The following is a 15,832-nucleotide window of genomic DNA, read 5'->3' on the forward strand; positions in this document are numbered from 1 at the left end:
CCCGCCTGCGCGGGGGCGCGCTCCTTTGAAACGGCTCAGCTCAGCGCGATATCCGGCGCGTCTTCCTGCTTCATCCCGACGACGTGGTACCCGGCGTCGACGTGGTGGGTCTCCCCGGTCACGCCCGAGGACAGGTCCGAGAGGAAATAGAGCCCCGAGCCGCCGACGTCGTCGATGGTCACGTTGCGGCGCAGCGGCGCGTTGAGCTCGTTCCACTTGAGGATGTAGCGGAAGTCGCCGATCCCGCTGGCGGCGAGTGTCTTGATCGGCCCGGCCGAGATCGCGTTGACGCGGATGCCCGCGGGTCCGCAGTCGTTGGCGAGGTACTTGACGCTGGTCTCCAGCGCCGCCTTGGCCACGCCCATCACGTTGTAATGCGGCACGACCTTTTCCGCGCCGTAATAGGTCAGCGTCAGGATCGAGCCGCCGTTCGGCATCATCTCGACCGCGCGCTTGGTCACCGCGACCAGGCTGTAGGCCGAAATGTTCATCGTCATCAGGAAGTTGTCGAGCGTGGTGTCGTAGAACTTGCCGCGCAACTGGTTCTTGTCGGAAAACCCGATGGCGTGGACGATGAAGTCGATGGTCGGCCAGCGTGCCTTCAGTGTGTCGAACGCGGTATCGAGCGCGGCCATGTCGGACACGTCGCATTCCAGCAGGAAGTCGCTGCCCAGGCTGGCGGCGAGGGGGCGGACGCGCTTCTCCAGCGCTTCGCCCTGATACGAAAATGCCAATTCCGCCCCATGCTCGGCGAGCTTTTGGGCGATGCCCCAGGCCAGCGACTTGTCGTTCGCCAGGCCCATGATCAGGCCGCGTTTCCCTTCCATGAGACCGCTCATGCGCCCTCCCTTTCCTTGGTCTGCACTCCGCGCACGCGGTTGTCGGCTTGGCCGAGCATGTCCTGCTCTTCCGGCGATTCCGCCAGCGCGGCGTTGAGTTCTGCCCCGACGACCATCCCTAAGCCGACAAGCCAGAAAAAGAAAAGCGCGATCATCACGCCGGCGAGGCTGCCGTAAGTGAGGTCATAGGCGAAAAAGCGGTGCAGCAGCGGCGGCAGCGAAAGCGTCACGGCGACCCACCACCCCGTCACGAACAGCGCGCCCGGCCACTTGGGATAGCAGCGATCACGGTAGACGCTCGGCGTCAGCGAGAAGATCAGCAGATAGAGCGAGCCATACAGCACCACCGCCGGGACGAAGCGCGCCAGGCCCAGCATGTCGATCGCGTCGGCCAGTTGCGGGGTCCACACCTCCATCGCCTGCTGGACCGAGGCGAGCACGACCTGAACGGCCAGACTGGCGATGATCAGGACCATCGAGACCAGCACGATCCCGGTCGAGGCAAGGCGATAGCGCCAGAACGCGTGCTCCCACCGCGTGCCGTAGGCCCGGCGGAGGATGTCGCGGATCGTCTCGATCAGGCTGCTCACCGTCCACAGGCCGACCAGTCCGCCCGCCCACAGCAGCCAGCCGCTGCGGGCATCGATGACGGCATAGGCCACGGGCCGCAAGGTATCGGCGATCTCGCGCGGAACCGCGGCGAGGATCGTGCCGACCGCGGTCGCACGGTCCTGCGGCTCGCCGATCAGCGAAAACACCGCCGCGCCGACCACGAAGAACGGGAACAGCGAGAGGATGACCATGTAGGCGAGGTTGCCGGCGTGGATGAAGCCGTCGTTGTAGACGCCGACCCAGACGCGCCGGACCACTTCCCACACCCGGGTGCCGGGGCCGAGATGCTTCTCGGCCCGCTCGCGCAGGCCGGCGCGCCAGCGCAGCGCTTCCTTGCGGCGCGCTTCGGGGGAGAGGTCGGGGACATCGACCAGCGGCTTGGCGCCTGGGGGAAGTTTGCCGGGGTGGTCGGTCACTGGGCTTCAATGCCCCGGATGGGGTTTGGGTTTCAAGTGACCCTCCCCCGCCGGGTGATGATCAGCCCAGCCGGGCGCGGACGTTGCGCGGATCGCTCCAGCCTTCCAGCCGTTTCGCGAGGTCCTCGTCGCCAGCCGGAATGTCGATCTCGATTCGCACCAGCTGGTCTCCGCGCGAGCCGTCCTTGCGGGTGAAGCCCTTGCCCTTGAGGCGCAGGGTCTTGCCGCTGGAGGTGCCGGGCGCGATCGTCAGCATGACCGCGCCGTCGACGGTGGGCACGCGGACCTTGGCCCCGCCGACCGCTTCGGCGATGGTCACCGGCAGGTCGAGCCGGACGTCGTCGCCGTTGCGCTCGAAGAAGGGGTGGTTGCCGACCTCGATCGTGACGATCGCATCGCCGTTGCCGCCGGGGCCGGCTTCGCCCTTGCCCGACAGGCGCATCTGGGTGCCGCTTTCGACCCCGGCCGGCAGCTTGAGGTCGATGGTCTTGCCGTCGCGCAGGGTGATCCGCTGGTCGGCGCGGGTCGCCGCATCGGTGAACGGCACCAGCAGGCGGTACGACACGTTGGCGCCCTTGGGCGGGGGACCGCGCCGTGCGCCGCCCATACCGCCCATGCCCCCCATTCCGCCGCCGCCACCGCGCCCGCCGAACAAGCCTTCGAAAATGTCGCCAAGGTCGATGCCCTCGGCGCCGCCGCCGCCGCCGAAGCCTTCGAAGCCGCCGTCGTGGCGGAAGCCGCCCTGCGGCCCACCCCGCCCGCCGAAGCCGCCGCCGAAGCCGGCATAGGCCGGATTGCCCTCGGCATCGATCTCGCCCCGGTCGAACTTGGCGCGCTGGTCCTTGTCGGACAGCAGGTCATAGGCACGGGTCACCTCGGAGAACCGCTCCGACGCCTTCGGATTGTCCTTGTTCCGGTCGGGGTGGAGCTCCTTGGCGAGCTTGCGATAGGCGGACTTGATGTCCTTTTCGCTCGCGCTGCGGGCCACGCCGAGGGTGGAGTAGGGGTCTGCTGCCATGGCCGCATAGCTAGGTGGCCGCGGGCCATCCCGCAAGCGGGCGCTTTCCTACAGCCGCGATGCGGAGTACCGCAGGGAACATGGCCTGCGTCCGCGAATTGACCCCGATCATGGACCCGCGCGCCGGGCAGCGTGAAGAGCGGGCAATCGCTCCCAGGACACTGTCAACTTTGTCAACTTCGTCAGGAAACGGCCTTGCAGCCTGAGCAGAATGCCGACGCGATCCCGCACGGCGACCCCTTCGTGATCTTCGACGACTGGTTCGCCGCGGCGCAGATTTCGGAGATCAACGATCCGAACGCGATGGCGCTGGCCACCGCGACGCCGGGCGCGGCGCCCTCTTTGCGGATGGTGCTGCTGAAAGGCCACGGCCCCGACGGCTTCGTGTTCTACACCAACTTCGACAGCCGCAAGGGGCAGGAGCTGGCGGCCAACTCCCAGGTCGCGCTGCTGTTCCACTGGAAGTCGCTGCGCAAGCAGGTGCGCGTCGAGGGGACTGTCCGCGAGGTGACCGCCGCCGAGGCCGACGCCTATTTCGCCAGCCGCCATCCCGAATCGCGCCTCGGTTCGGCGGCGTCCGACCAGTCCCGCCCGCTGCCTTCGCGGGAGGTCTACCTCGACCGGGTCGCGGCGCTGCGGGCCGAGTATCCTGACGGAAACGTTCCGCGTCCCTCGCACTGGTCGGGCTACCGGGTCACGCCCTCGGCCATCGAGTTCTGGCAGGACCGCGAGCACCGCCTCCACGAACGCCGCCGATTCGAGCGGGCCGGGAGCGCGTGGGCCAGCACGCTGCTTTATCCCTAGGATTCATACGATGAGCGAACTCCTTCCCCATGCCTCCGACAAGCTCTCGGCCGAGCTCAACCGGAAGGCGGCGCTGGCGAGCATTTCGGTCGCGCTGCTGCTGGTGGGGATGAAGGTCTGGGCGGTGGTCTCGACCGGCTCGACGGCGATGCTCGGCAGCCTGGCCGACACCACGCTCGACCTCGTGGCGAGCCTCGCCACCCTGCTCGGCGTGTGGGTCGCCTCGCAGCCCGACGATCAGAACCATCGCTTCGGCCACGGCAAGGCCGAGGCGCTCGCGGCGATGTTCCAGGTGGTGCTGATCTCGATCTCCGCGCTCGGCCTGGCCTGGCGGGCGGTGATGCAGCTCATCAGCGGGGCCGAGGTGGCCGAGGCCGAGTCGGGCGTGGTCGTCTCCGCCATCGCGATGGCCGCGACGTTTGCCCTCCTCGCGTATCAGCGCCATGTGATCCGCCAGACCAACAGCCTCGCGATCAGCACCGATAACGTCCACTACAAGTCGGACCTGTTCCTCAACCTCGCGGTGATCGCGGCGCTGCTGCTCGACCAGTACGCCGGGATCAAGGGTGCCGACGCGGGCTTCGCGCTGCTTATCGCCGGCTGGCTCGGGTGGGGCGCATGGGGGGCTTCGCAGGCGGCGATCGAGCAGCTGATGGACCGCGAGTGGCCCGACGAAAAGCGCGAGAGGTTCCTCGAGGTCGTCCGCCAGCATCCCGAGCTGCGCGGCCTCCACGACCTGCGCACCCGCACGAGCGGCAACCGCGACTTCGTCCAGTTCCATGTCTGGGTCGACGGGCGGATGACGGTGACCGAGGCGCACCGGGTCATGGACGAGATCGAGGACAAGCTCCAGGCCGCGTTCCCGGGGGTCGAGATCCTGATCCATCCCGATCCGGAAGGGCTGGTCGACGAAGGGCCGCTGGGTTCGGAAGACCTGCTCAACCCCGATATCGAGATCACCGGGGCCGCGCCGGCCGCCTAGCCGCGGGGGAAGAGCTTCACCACTTCGGCGAGGTGGCCGACGACCGCGGCGCGGTTCGCGTCCTGGGTCTTGCCAAGGCGGACCACGACCAGCCTCTGCTTCGGGCTGACCAGAATGTACTGGCCAAGGTGGCCGACGCAGGCGAACAGACTCGCCGGACCCACATCCGGGAACAGTGCCGGATCGCCGCTGGTCGGCTTGCGATTGAGCCAGATCTGCGCGCCATACTGCGCCTCGCGCGGGCTGGGGGTGGTCATGAACTCGATCCATCCGCGTGGGACGATCTGCGCGCCGGACACCGCGCCGCCGTTGCGGAGGAACTCGCCGAACCGAGCCCAGTCGCGCGCGGTGCCGTGGATCAGGCTACCGCCGATCAGCGTGCCCGAAGCGTCGAACTCGGGCACCATCGAGCGCATGCCGACGGGGCCGAACAGTCGCGTGCGCAAGTAGTCCGCCACCGCCCGTCGCCGCGCCTCGGCATCGCCTCCGCCCGCCAGCACCCGCGCCGCGAGGTCGGCGAGGATCACGCTGGTCGCGCTGGAGTATTCGAACTTCGCTCCGGGCTCCGCTTCGAGCGGCTGGTCCTCGGCTTGCCGCGCCATGTCGTCGCGGCCGTCGAGGAACAGCATCCGCACCTCGTCCGATTCGTAGATCGGATCGCCCGCCTCGGTATGGCGCAGGCCCGATCGCATCTGCAGGAGTTGCTTGAGCGTAATCTCCCCGCGGGGATCCCCGGTGCGCTGCCACGCCGGCACCGGGGCGCTTTCGTTGAGCTTGAGCCGGCCGTCGGAGATCAGCAGCCCGATCATCACGCCGGTGACGCTCTTGGCCATCGACCACGACACGAACCGGGTGTTCTCGTGGTATCCGGGGGCATAGCGTTCGGCGACGATCCGCCCTTCGTGCATCACGATGACGGCGCGCGTCTCGCTCGCCGCAGGATCGCTGAACAGCGCATCGACCGCACGGGCAAGCTGCTCGCGGTTGACGTTCGGCTTCTCCACGACCGCCTTCATCGCTTCGGCCGACAGGGGCGGCGGCGGGGGCGGGCTCTTGTCGCCGCTACCGCATGCCGCAAGGGCTGGCAGCGCGAGGAGCGGGAGGATATGGGGGAGCAGGCGGGCCATGTGCGGCTCGTCCTTTCCTCCAGAACGACAGGCCATGGCAACCCACAAGGCAAATTCCCCTGTTGCCGCGAACTCGGTCCAGCCGCGCCGCCGGGTGTGGCTGCGCGTCCTGGCCGCGCTGCTGGTCGTACTCGGCGCGGTGCTGGCGTGGTACTGGTCGGCGATCAGCGGTTATGCCGTGACCGGCGCGAGCTATGGCGCGCGGGTCGCCTGTTCGTGCCGCTACGTCGGCGGGCGCAGCCTCGGCGATTGCGCCAAGGACTTCGAGCCGGGCATGGGCCTTGTCAGCCTGAGCGAAGACGCTGCGGCGAAGAGCGTCACTGCGCGCTTCCCCCTGCTCGCCAGCCAGACCGCGACCTATCGCGAAGGCTGGGGCTGCGTGCTGGAGCCGTGGAAGCGCTGAGCTGTCAGGCCTCGCTCCACGGCGCGGTTTCCTCGATCCACCCGCCGCCTACCACGCGCTCGCCGGCATAGATGACCGCCGCCTGCCCCGGTGCGACGCCGTATTCGGGTTGGAGGAAGCGCAGCACCGTCTCCGTGCCGTCGCCGAACGGTCCTTCGAGCACCACCGGCACGGGCTTTGCCAGCGAGCGGACCTTGGCGGTCAGCGGCCGGTCGGGGAGCGGGCCGATGCGGTTGGTCTCGGTGATCCGCGCCCGTCCCACGGCAAGCATCTCGCGGGGGCCAACCAGCACCCGGCGCGCCGGCGCGTCGATCCCGGTCACGTAGAGCGGTTCCGGCTGCCCGCCGATCTCGAGGCCCCGGCGCTGGCCGACGGTATAATGGATGATCCCCCGGTGACGGCCGAGCACCGCGCCGCTCGCAGCGTGGACGATTTCGCCATCCTCGTCCGCTTCGGGGCGCACCGCCCGGACGATCTTCGCATAGTCTCCGTCCGGCACGAAGCAGATGTCCTGGCTGTCCGGCTTGGCGGCAACGCCGAGCCCGACGGCGGCAGCGATCTCGCGAACCTGCGGCTTGGGCAGGCCGCCCAGCGGGAAGCGCAGGAAGTCGAGCTGGGCCTCGGTCGTCCCGTAGAGAAAGTAGCTCTGGTCGCGCGCCGGATCGAGCGCACGGTGCAGTTCCGGACCCGCCGGTCTCATGATCCTGCGAACGTAATGCCCCGTCGCCAGGCAATCCGCACCAAGCTCGCGGGCCATCGCGAACAGGTCGGTGAACTTGGGGCCCATGTTGCAGCGGATGCACGGGATCGGCGTGCGCCCGGCCATGTAGTCGTCGGCAAAGCGGGTCACCACTTCGTCGCGGAAGGCGCTTTCGTGGTCGAAGACGTAGTGGGCAATGCCGAGCCGGTCGGCGACCGCGCGGGCATCGCGAATATCGTCGCCGGCGCAGCACGCACCCTTGCGTCCCGTCGCCACGCCGTAGTCGTAGAGCTGCAGGGTCACCCCGATGACCTCGGCCCCGCTCGCCGCCGCCAGCGCCGCGACCACCGAGCTGTCGACCCCGCCGGACATGGCGACGACGATCCGCCGCTCCGCCAGCGGGCCGGGCAGGTCGAACAGGTCGCCGGGGGAAAGGCCGGGAATCGCAAGGTCCATGGGCCTCGCAGATAGCGTGCATTCCCGGGAACGGAAGGTCTGCGGCGGTTAAACAGTCCTAATCTTCGGTAAGCGCAGGATTTACCCTCCCTTCAGTCCTCGCTGTTAGGACGGTCCTCATGGACATGGGATTCACCGATCCGGCGAGGGCCGCTTACCCCACGGGGGCAAGCGATTCGGATGCGCCGCTGCGCCCGTTCGGCTGGTCCGAACTCTGTGCCCGGCTTGCCGCCGGCCAGGACTTCCGCCGGTTTGGCGCGGCTGAGCCGGCGGGGACCCCGGTTCGTCCCGTCGCTTCGTTCCATCGCTCCACCGCGCAATGGCTGGCAGGCCCCGGAGAAAGTGGAAACATTGTTAACCCAATGTCTTCAGCGAATGGCAAAGCCGCCGGAGAGACAATGTCCTTCGCGTCGGTGACCGCCTTCGAGGCGGTCTCAGCAGTCCCCGTCGAGCCGAGCTTTTTCGAGTAGAATGCGATGATCGAGAACCAAAAGATCCGCCCCGCCCAGGTGATCGGCCCGCTCGGCGAGCCGCTGACGCTGGATTCCCTGCCGGCGCCCACGACCACCCGCTGGGTGGTGCGCCGCAAGGCCGAAGTCGTCGCCGCGGTCAACGGCGGGCTGCTGACCATCGACGAGGTGTGCGAGCGCTATGGCCTGACGCTGGAGGAATTCGCCTCCTGGCAGCGTGCGGTCGATCGTTCGGGCATGCAGGGCCTGCGCGTGACCCGGATCCAGCACTACCGGGATCTCTACGAGCGCCAGTTCAAGTACTGAGCGATTCCGCCATTTTGCCAATCGCGGCCGCCCGGCAACGGGCGGCCGTTTGCATTTTCGCCGGCGGTGTGGCCAGTCGGTAACAGATGCAATCAAGTGCAAGCCCGTAACCCGCGACATTCCGCGACAAATTAATGCCGTAACGGCTCATGTCTCCGGTCGAGCGACGATTGCCACTCGTCGGAACGGGGTCTAATGCTGGCGCTCGACCGGGCAGGGAAGGCCCGTGGGCCGCTTGTGGGCGGTGCCTTATGCATGTAATACAGCGCGCCGGTCATGCCGGTGTGCGAAAGACAGGGGCTCCGCGGGTTTTCCCGGGTGCGATGGCGACTTGGCGATGAACTACGAGACAACGATCGAGGCTGACCAGGCGAGCATGGAGGCTGGCGAAGCAACGCCGGTGCGGGGGCGCCGGACCTACGTCATCGCCGCGATTGCCATCCTCGTGGCACTGGCGGGTGCATGGTACCTGATGAAGGGCGGCAAAGCGCAGGCCCCCGTCGACAATGCAGCGGCAGCGCCCACGGTCACGGTCGTCAGCCCGGGGCGCGTCCAGGTCGACGGCGTGATCAGCGCCACGGGGTCACTGGCCGCGCGGCGGGCCATGCCGGTCGGTGTCGCCGGAGAAGGCGGCCAGGTCGCGCAGGTGCTGGTCGATGCCGGCGACTGGGTGTCGCAGGGCCAGGTCCTCGCGGTCATCGACCGCTCGGTGCAGGTCCAGCAGGCCGCAAGCCAGTCCGCCAATATCCAGGTCGCCGAAGCCGACGCGCGCTTGGCCGAGGCCAATCTCCAGCGCGCCCTCAAGCTCGTCGAACGCGGGTTCATCTCCAAGGCGGATGTCGACCGCCTCACTGCGACCCGCGATGCCGCCGCCGCCAGGGTGCGCGTTGCCCGCGCCACGCTGGGTGAACTTTCGGCCCGCACTGCGCGGCTGAACATCGTCGCGCCAGCGGCCGGTTATGTGCTCGAGCGGCGGATCGAGCCGGGCCAGGTCGTTTCTCCGGGCAGCGGCGTGCTGTTCAACATCGCCAAGGGCGGTGAAATGGAGCTGCAGGCCAATCTTTCGGAAAGCGATCTTGCGGCCCTCTCGGTCGGCGTATCGGCACTGGTCACGCCAGTGGGAACCGACAAGGCGTTCACCGGACAGATCTGGCAGCTTTCGCCGGTGATTGATGCGCAGAGCCGCCAGGGCACGGCCCGGATCGCGCTGCCGTGGAATGCGGCGCTCCGTCCGGGCGGTTTCGCCTCCGCCGAAATCAAGAGCGGGGTGATCACCGCCCCGGTGCTTCCGGAATCGGCTATCCTCAGCGACAGCCAGGGCAGCTATGTCTATGTCGTCGGAGGGAACAACAAGGTGGAGCGCCGGGCGATCAAGACCGGCATGGTCACCGAACGCGGGATCGCGGTGGTAGAGGGACTGAGCGGCCAGGAGCGCGTCGTGCTGCGCGCGGGCGGATTCCTGACCCCGGGGCAGACCGTCAATCCTCAAGCGCCCGCGCGGACGGGCGGATAGAGCTGGCCCGATGAATTTCCGGAATCTCTCCGCGTGGTCGATCCGCAACCCGGTCGTCCCGATCGTCCTCTTCCTGGGCCTGACGATTGCGGGAATCGTCGCGTTCATGGGGATGAAGGTCCAGTCCGACCCTGACATCGAGTTCCCCGTGGTCATCGTCAGCGTCGCCCAGCCCGGCGCCGCGCCGACCGAGATCGAGACGCAGATCACCCAGCGGATCGAGGCTGCCGTCCGCACGGTCGCCGGAATCGAATCCATTTCCTCGACCGCGAGCGAGGGCAGCAGCCAGACCGTCATCCAGTTCCAGATCGGCACCGACATCGCCGAGGCGGTGAACGAGATCAAGAATCAGGTCGACCAGACCCGCGGCGAGCTGCCCGACGGCATTCTCGAGCCGCAGGTGTTCAAGGCCCAGACCTCGTCCGATCCGATCGGCTACTTTGCGCTCTCCGCCGACGACATGACGATCGAGCAGCTCAGCTGGTTCATCGACGACACGGTGGCCAAGCGCCTGCTGTCCGTACCCGGCATGGCGGAGGTCAGCCGTTCGGGCGGGGTCGATCGCGAAATCGTGGTCGAACTCGATCCGGCACGGATGCAGTCGCTCGGAGTCACCGCGAGCCAGGTCAATGCGGCCATTCGCGGGATCAACGTCAATGCCGCCGGTGGACGGGCCGAGATCGCCGGTTCGCGCCAGTCGGTCCGCGTCCTTGGCAACGCCCGCACGGCCTACGACCTGTCGCAGACCGACATTGCCCTGCCCGGCGGTCGCACCATCAAGATCGCGGATGTCGCCAAGGTCACCGACGGCTACGGCGAGCCGACGTCGCTGGCGAAAGTGGGCGGCAAGCCGGTGGTTACCTTCGCCATCTCGCGCTCGCGCGGCGAGTCCGACGTGAGTGTCTACGAGGCGGCGATCCAGGAGCTGGACAAGATCGTCGCCGACAGCGGCAACCGCGTCCACTACACCAAGCTCTACACCGCCGTGCCCGAGGTGAAGGAGCAGTACGAAAGCTCGATCGATGCGATGGTCGAAGGGGCGGTCCTCGCGGTCATCGTGGTGTTTTTCTTCCTGCGCGACTGGCGCGCGACCGTCGTTTCGGCGCTCGCGATCCCGCTGTCGTCGATCCCGACGTTCTGGTTCATGGACCTGATGGGATTCACGCTGAACGGCCTGAGCCTGCTCGCCCTCAGCCTCGTCGCTGGCGTTCTCGTCGACGACGCGATCGTCGAGATCGAGAACATCGTCAGGCACATGCGAATGGGCAAGACCGCCTACCAGGCGGCAATCGACGCAGCCGACGAGATCGGCCTTGCGGTCGTGGCCACGACGTTCTCGATCGTCGCGGTGTTCCTGCCCGTGGGCCTGATGCCCGGCGTGTCGGGACAGTTTTTCAAGAACTTCGGCCTGACGGTGGTGGCGGCGGTGCTGATGAGCCTGCTCGTCGCGCGCATGATCACCCCGATGATCGCGGCCTATTTCCTCAAGGCCAAGGGCGAGACGAGCCACGGCGAGGGTCCGCTGATGGACCGCTACATGGCGGTGTTGCGGTGGTCGCTGGACAACCGCCAGGCCAAGGCCATACGCCAATCGCTCGGCCGGGTCCCGGCACGCTGGTGGTATTACCTCGTCGGCCTTGCCGTCGTCATCGGTACGATCGCGGCAGCGGGGGCTGGGTGGTCCGCCATGGGCCGGGTGGTAACCGCCGCAGCGGTGCCCGCGTGGCTGGCGATCCTCCTGCAATTCGCCGGCGCGGTTCTCGCCGGGTGGCTGGTCATGCGGCTTGCGGGCCTCGCCATCCGGGCTGCCGGCGGCAACCTGGGCGAGTGGGGTCGGTGGATGCGCGGGCGGATGGCCGCACGGCGCCACGACCACCGGGTCTGGATGATGGGGATCGGCGGCGGCGCGCTTCTGGCCACCGTGTTCCTGTTCATGGTCATCCCGCAGGAGTTTTTCCCGACCTCCGACAGCTCGTTCAGCCGCGTCAGCATCGAGATGGTGCCGGGCACGACGCTCGCGCAGACCGAGAAGGTATCGGATGAGGTTGCTGCGATCCTCCGCAAGGATCCGGACGTCAAGGAGATCCTGCAGCGGGTCGGCGAAGGGAACGGCCGGATCTTTGTCACGCTCAAGGACGACCGCAGCCAGACAAGCGTGGAATTCGAGCGGGGCCACACTCCCGAACTGCAGAAGGTCGCCGACGCCCGCGTGACGTTCCAGGACCAGCGCGGCGGAGGACCCGGCGGCGGTACCGGCCGGGCGATTTCGGTCATGCTCGCTGGGTCCGACCCGGTCCTGCTCGAACGGACGGCGGCGACGCTGGTCGAACAGATGGGGACGCTCAAGGAAGTCGTCGCGCCGCGCGTCTCGGCCGACATGCGCCGGCCTGAGATCGTGATCACCCCACGGCTCGATCTGGCTGCGGCGCTGGGGGTCACCACCCAGTCGATGAGTCAGGCGATCCGCATCGCGACGCAGGGCGAGATCGACCAGAACGCGGCCAAGTTCTCGTTGTCGGACCGCCAGGTGCCGATCCGGGTCAAGCTGCCCATCAACTCCCGGCGCAATCTCGATACCATCCGCAATCTGCCGGTGCCGACCGCGAGCGGCGGCTCGGTGCCCTTGTCACGGGTCGCGGAGATTGGCTTCGGGTCGGGCCCGACGACGATTCAGCGCTACAACCAGGCGCGTCGGGTCTTCATCGGTGCGGACCTCGCCCCGGGCGTGATCAAGGGCACCGCGGACAAGGCGATCGCCAATCTGCCGGTCATGAAGAACCTGCCGCAGGGCGTCTCGAACGAGGCGGTCGGCATGGACAAGTGGCAGCAGGAAATGCTGCAGAACTTCTTCATCGCCCTGGGGGCGGGGATCATGCTCGTCTTCTCGGTGCTGGTGCTGCTGTACCACCGCTTCGTTTCGCCGCTGGTCAACATGGGCTCGCTGTTCCTCGCGCCGCTGGGTGGCCTGATCGCGCTGGCGATCACGGGCAGTTCGATTTCGATGCCGGTGTTCATCGGCGTGCTGATGCTGTTCGGCATCGTCGCCAAGAACTCCATCCTGCTGGTCGACTTTGCGCTCGACGAGATGTCGCAGGGCAAGCCGCAGATGCAGGCGGTGATCGAAGCAGGCCACAAGCGCGCGCAGCCGATCGTGATGACGACGGTGGCGATGATCGCGGGGATGATCCCGACTGCCTTGTCGATGTCGGGTGACAGTTCTTTCCGGGCGCCCATGGGCACGACGGTCATCGGTGGGCTCGCGCTGTCGACGCTCCTGACCCTGCTGATCGTCCCGGCTGCGTTCAGCCTCGCCGACGGTTTCGAGAAGCGGCTGGGTCCGTGGCTGCGCGGCCGCTTCCTGACTTACGATCCGGTCAAGAGCCATGCTGCGCCGGAAGCGCCCCCTGCACCCGACGCTCCTGTCCCGGCCCGCCGCCGTGCACCCGGCGATCTCGACGAGGCCTATCCGGCCGAGTGACGTGAGCCGGTCTGCGCCCATCGGTCCATCCGCACCCGTCGATCGCGCCCGGCGGATGCGGCTGATCGCGACCGGGCTGCTGGTCCTGATGGCGGCGACCTTCGTCGTCGCCCGGCATTTTCGCGACACCCATCCGGCGGTCGGTTTCGTGCTCGCCTTTTCCGAAGCGGCGATGGTCGGCGGGCTGGCGGACTGGTTCGCGGTTACCGCGCTGTTCCGCCGGCCGCTGGGCCTGCCGATCCCCCACACCGCCATCATCCCGGAAAACAAGGACCGCATCGCCGATACGATGGCCGGGTTCCTGCGTGACAATTTCCTCACCCCGCAGGTCGTGGCGCGGCGGTTGCAGGGCATGAACCTGGCAGCCAGCGCCGGCGTGTTCCTGTCCGACCCGCGCGGCGGGGAGAGCCGCATCCGCGAAGGTGCGGCCAACCTCGTCGCTGACGTGCTCGAATCGCTCGACCAGGAGAAGCTCGGCGGTCTCGCCAAGGGCGCGCTCAGGACCCAGCTCGAGAAACTGGAGATCGCCCCGCTGCTCGGCCAGCTGATCGCCGCGGCGATCGCCGACGGGCGCCACATGGCGGTGCTCGAAAGCCTCGTGCGTTGGGGCGGCCATACGCTCGAGGCCAACGAGACGCTGATCCGCACGATGATCCACGAGAAAGCCAACGCGGTCCTGCGCTGGACCGGGCTCGACGAGCGGCTCGCCAACGCGATCCTCGACGGGCTCTACAAGCTTCTCGCGGAGACGCTGATCGTGCCCGATCACCCGCTGCGTCTGAAGATCGAGGAAGGGCTGCAGAACCTTGCCCGCGACCTCGTCCATGATCCCGAAACGCGCGCGCGGGTCGAGAAGATGAAGCTCGAGGTCCTTGCCAACCCGGCATTCGCGCGCTGGCTCGACGGGCTGTGGGAGCGCGGCCGCGCCGGACTGCTGCGCGGCGTGCGCAACCCGCAGGGCATGCTTGGCGGCCAGCTCGGGTCAAGCCTCGGCGAGCTGGGCGGTGCATTGCAACGCGATCAGCGCCTGCAGGTCCTGGTCAATCGCTTCGCCCGGCGCACGATGGTCGGCGTCGCCACGCGATATGGTTCGCAGATCGTCCGGCTGGTGTCGGAAACGGTCCGGCGCTGGGACGCGCGCACGGTGACCGACCGGATCGAAGGCGCGGTCGGCCGCGACCTCCAGTTCATCCGCATCAACGGCACCGTCGTCGGCGGGCTGGTCGGCGTCGCGATCCATGTCGTGGATGTCTGGCTGTGAAGCTCGCACACACCGAGTTCCCGGTGCTGGAGACCGAACGGCTGGTCCTGCGCGGGCCGCGCCCGGACGACCACCTCGCTATCGCCGAACTCCACGCCGATCCGGAGGTCAGCCGCTACCTCGGCCCGCAGCCCGAAGACCCGGTGCCCGACCTGTTCAGCCGCCACCTGCGCGGCGCGGGGAGCTGGGCGCTCTATGGTTACGGCTTCTTCATGGCCCACCATCGCGACACCGGAGAACTGGTCGGCCACGGCGGGGTGTTCCACTCGTGGCGCGGCTTCGGCAAGGGGCTCGACGACGGCCCCGAAGCCGGCTGGACCATCGCCAGCCGCTTCCACCGCCAGGGCTACGCCGCCGAACTGATGCGCGCCGTGCTGGCGTGGTTCGAGGAGACGCACGGAGCGCAGCGCATCGCCTGCATGATCGAGCTGGGCAACGAGCCCTCGTTCCGCCTGGCCGAGCGGCTGGGCTTTGTGCGTTACGGCGAGCAGGTGCTCGAAGACGGGGCGACGGTGGGGCTGCTGGAGCGGTTTTCTGAACCAGTTTCGCCCTAGCCTTGAAAGCACGAGCGCTGACTGAATGGAAAGTGTGCGATGGCCTTGGACAAGCGAGCACTGAAAATCTTGACTGACACTTACTGGTCAGCGGCCGGTTGGAAACACCGTCCGACAGTTGCCCCAAGCGACTTTGCTTACGCAAAGAAGATGGGGTTAATGTTCGATCCGGACAGTCTGACGCATGACCAAGCTGTCGCCGCGGCCTGCAAGGCGGTCTCCCAGACCTACGGCCGCCAAGTTTCCCAAGCATTTATCGCAAGTCTTGGATCACGACGCCTTGACCTGCGATCTGCACTGGGGAGCTTTGCAGTCGGTCGGCATCGCGAGCGCCATTCAATGGCTGCGGCCAAACCTGGAAGCACAAGTTGCGGGTATTGTGGGGAGTACGCGGACGCAGGTGGCGACCTCAACGTTCTGAATTTCGAGCGATTCAAATGGGGAGGGGTGCGGCACGATAATGTCCGATATATCGCATTTGACCTGCAGCTATTCGCATCGCTGGAAATTCCTGAGCCGACCAAGGAAGACTATGCGAGCCTACGCTCTATCTTTGATGCAGTCGAAAATTTGCCAGCCACAGCCCGGCTCAAGGATCTAGAAAGGGCGCTTTCAAAGTTTCTTCGCTCTAACAGCTCAGAACGTCGAACGTTGATCGGCATTCTGGGATTCGCTGGAATTCTAGTTGACCCGACCCGGGCGGACTATCGGAATGGCTTCGTTCCCTGTCCGGACCGCGAGCGGACAGCGTGGAGCAAGGATGACTGGCCTTATCCTGTCCAGTGGTGGACCGGCAGATGCGGCCTGAACCAGATCGCGGTCAGCGAATGGTTTCCAGACATATGACGTCGTTGGATCTCGCCCGGGCGACTGGATCAAGCTGATTGCAACGC

15 protein-coding genes are annotated in these 15,832 nt (G+C 67.3%); 10 read left to right on the forward strand and 5 right to left on the reverse strand.

Features of this window, described 5'->3' with window-relative positions:
- Positions 1–35: 35 nt before the first annotated feature.
- From fabI to AC3WLD_RS03160, 3 genes are all read right to left on the reverse strand, one after another.
- Positions 36–839 (reverse strand): enoyl-ACP reductase FabI, encoded by an 804-nt coding sequence (gene fabI, locus AC3WLD_RS03150; protein ID WP_492555468.1) that lies wholly within the window; start codon positions 837–839, stop codon positions 36–38.
- Positions 836–1,867 (reverse strand): YihY/virulence factor BrkB family protein, encoded by a 1,032-nt coding sequence (locus AC3WLD_RS03155; RefSeq protein ID WP_492555469.1) that lies wholly within the window; start codon positions 1,865–1,867, stop codon positions 836–838. The genes fabI and AC3WLD_RS03155 overlap by 4 nt, the downstream gene beginning before the upstream one ends.
- 61 nt (positions 1,868–1,928) lie before the next feature.
- Positions 1,929–2,885 (reverse strand): DnaJ C-terminal domain-containing protein, encoded by a 957-nt coding sequence (locus AC3WLD_RS03160; RefSeq protein WP_492555470.1) that lies wholly within the window; start codon positions 2,883–2,885, stop codon positions 1,929–1,931.
- Positions 2,886–3,080: 195 nt separating this feature from the next.
- Between AC3WLD_RS03160 and pdxH the strand changes: the two genes are divergently transcribed.
- Entirely contained in the window at positions 3,081–3,689 is a 609-nt protein-coding gene (gene pdxH / locus AC3WLD_RS03165) for a pyridoxamine 5'-phosphate oxidase (RefSeq protein WP_492555471.1), read from the forward strand.
- Between the two features lie 10 nt (positions 3,690–3,699).
- A complete protein-coding gene (locus tag AC3WLD_RS03170; protein ID WP_492555472.1) occupies positions 3,700–4,671 on the forward strand; it encodes a cation diffusion facilitator family transporter in 972 nt (323 codons plus the stop codon).
- On the opposite strand, the gene AC3WLD_RS03175 is transcribed toward AC3WLD_RS03170, so the two are convergent.
- Positions 4,668–5,798: a serine hydrolase domain-containing protein gene (locus AC3WLD_RS03175; RefSeq protein ID WP_492555473.1), complete on the reverse strand. Its 1,131-nt coding sequence runs from the start codon at positions 5,796–5,798 to the stop codon at positions 4,668–4,670. The genes AC3WLD_RS03170 and AC3WLD_RS03175 overlap by 4 nt on opposite strands.
- A gap of 34 nt (positions 5,799–5,832) precedes the next feature.
- Here AC3WLD_RS03175 and AC3WLD_RS03180 point away from each other — a divergent pair, with 34 nt between their 5' ends.
- Positions 5,833–6,201: a hypothetical protein gene (locus tag AC3WLD_RS03180; RefSeq protein WP_492555474.1), complete on the forward strand. Its 369-nt coding sequence runs from the start codon at positions 5,833–5,835 to the stop codon at positions 6,199–6,201.
- A gap of 4 nt (positions 6,202–6,205) precedes the next feature.
- Here the strand turns inward: AC3WLD_RS03180 and mnmA are convergent, their stop codons facing one another.
- Entirely contained in the window at positions 6,206–7,357 is a 1,152-nt protein-coding gene (gene mnmA / locus AC3WLD_RS03185; RefSeq protein WP_492555475.1) for a tRNA 2-thiouridine(34) synthase MnmA, read from the reverse strand.
- Between the two features lie 119 nt (positions 7,358–7,476).
- Here mnmA and AC3WLD_RS03190 point away from each other — a divergent pair, with 119 nt between their 5' ends.
- The 7 genes from AC3WLD_RS03190 (at position 7,477) to AC3WLD_RS03220 (ending at position 15,785) form a co-directional block, all read left to right on the forward strand.
- Positions 7,477–7,827, forward strand: coding sequence for a hypothetical protein (locus AC3WLD_RS03190; RefSeq protein WP_492555476.1), 351 nt, complete (start codon positions 7,477–7,479; stop codon positions 7,825–7,827).
- 6 nt (positions 7,828–7,833) lie between these two features.
- On the forward strand, positions 7,834–8,133 hold the full coding sequence (sciP, locus tag AC3WLD_RS03195; RefSeq protein ID WP_492555477.1) for a CtrA inhibitor SciP: 300 nt from the start codon (positions 7,834–7,836) through the stop codon (positions 8,131–8,133).
- A 337-nt stretch (positions 8,134–8,470) separates the two neighbouring features.
- The gene (locus tag AC3WLD_RS03200; protein WP_492555478.1) at positions 8,471–9,646 is read left to right on the forward strand and encodes an efflux RND transporter periplasmic adaptor subunit; all 1,176 of its coding nucleotides are present in this window, start codon (positions 8,471–8,473) and stop codon (positions 9,644–9,646) included.
- A gap of 10 nt (positions 9,647–9,656) precedes the next feature.
- On the forward strand, positions 9,657–13,124 hold the full coding sequence (locus tag AC3WLD_RS03205) for an efflux RND transporter permease subunit (protein WP_492555479.1): 3,468 nt from the start codon (positions 9,657–9,659) through the stop codon (positions 13,122–13,124).
- 55 nt (positions 13,125–13,179) lie between these two features.
- The gene (locus AC3WLD_RS03210; protein WP_492555645.1) at positions 13,180–14,385 is read left to right on the forward strand and encodes a DUF445 domain-containing protein; all 1,206 of its coding nucleotides are present in this window, start codon (positions 13,180–13,182) and stop codon (positions 14,383–14,385) included.
- Entirely contained in the window at positions 14,382–14,939 is a 558-nt protein-coding gene (locus AC3WLD_RS03215) for a GNAT family N-acetyltransferase (protein WP_492555480.1), read from the forward strand. The genes AC3WLD_RS03210 and AC3WLD_RS03215 overlap by 4 nt, the downstream gene beginning before the upstream one ends.
- A 39-nt stretch (positions 14,940–14,978) precedes the next feature.
- Positions 14,979–15,785 (forward strand): hypothetical protein, encoded by an 807-nt coding sequence (locus tag AC3WLD_RS03220; protein ID WP_492555481.1) that lies wholly within the window; start codon positions 14,979–14,981, stop codon positions 15,783–15,785.
- Positions 15,786–15,832 lie beyond the last annotated feature (47 nt).

This window comes from Novosphingobium sp. FW305-C-111, assembly GCF_058783565.1.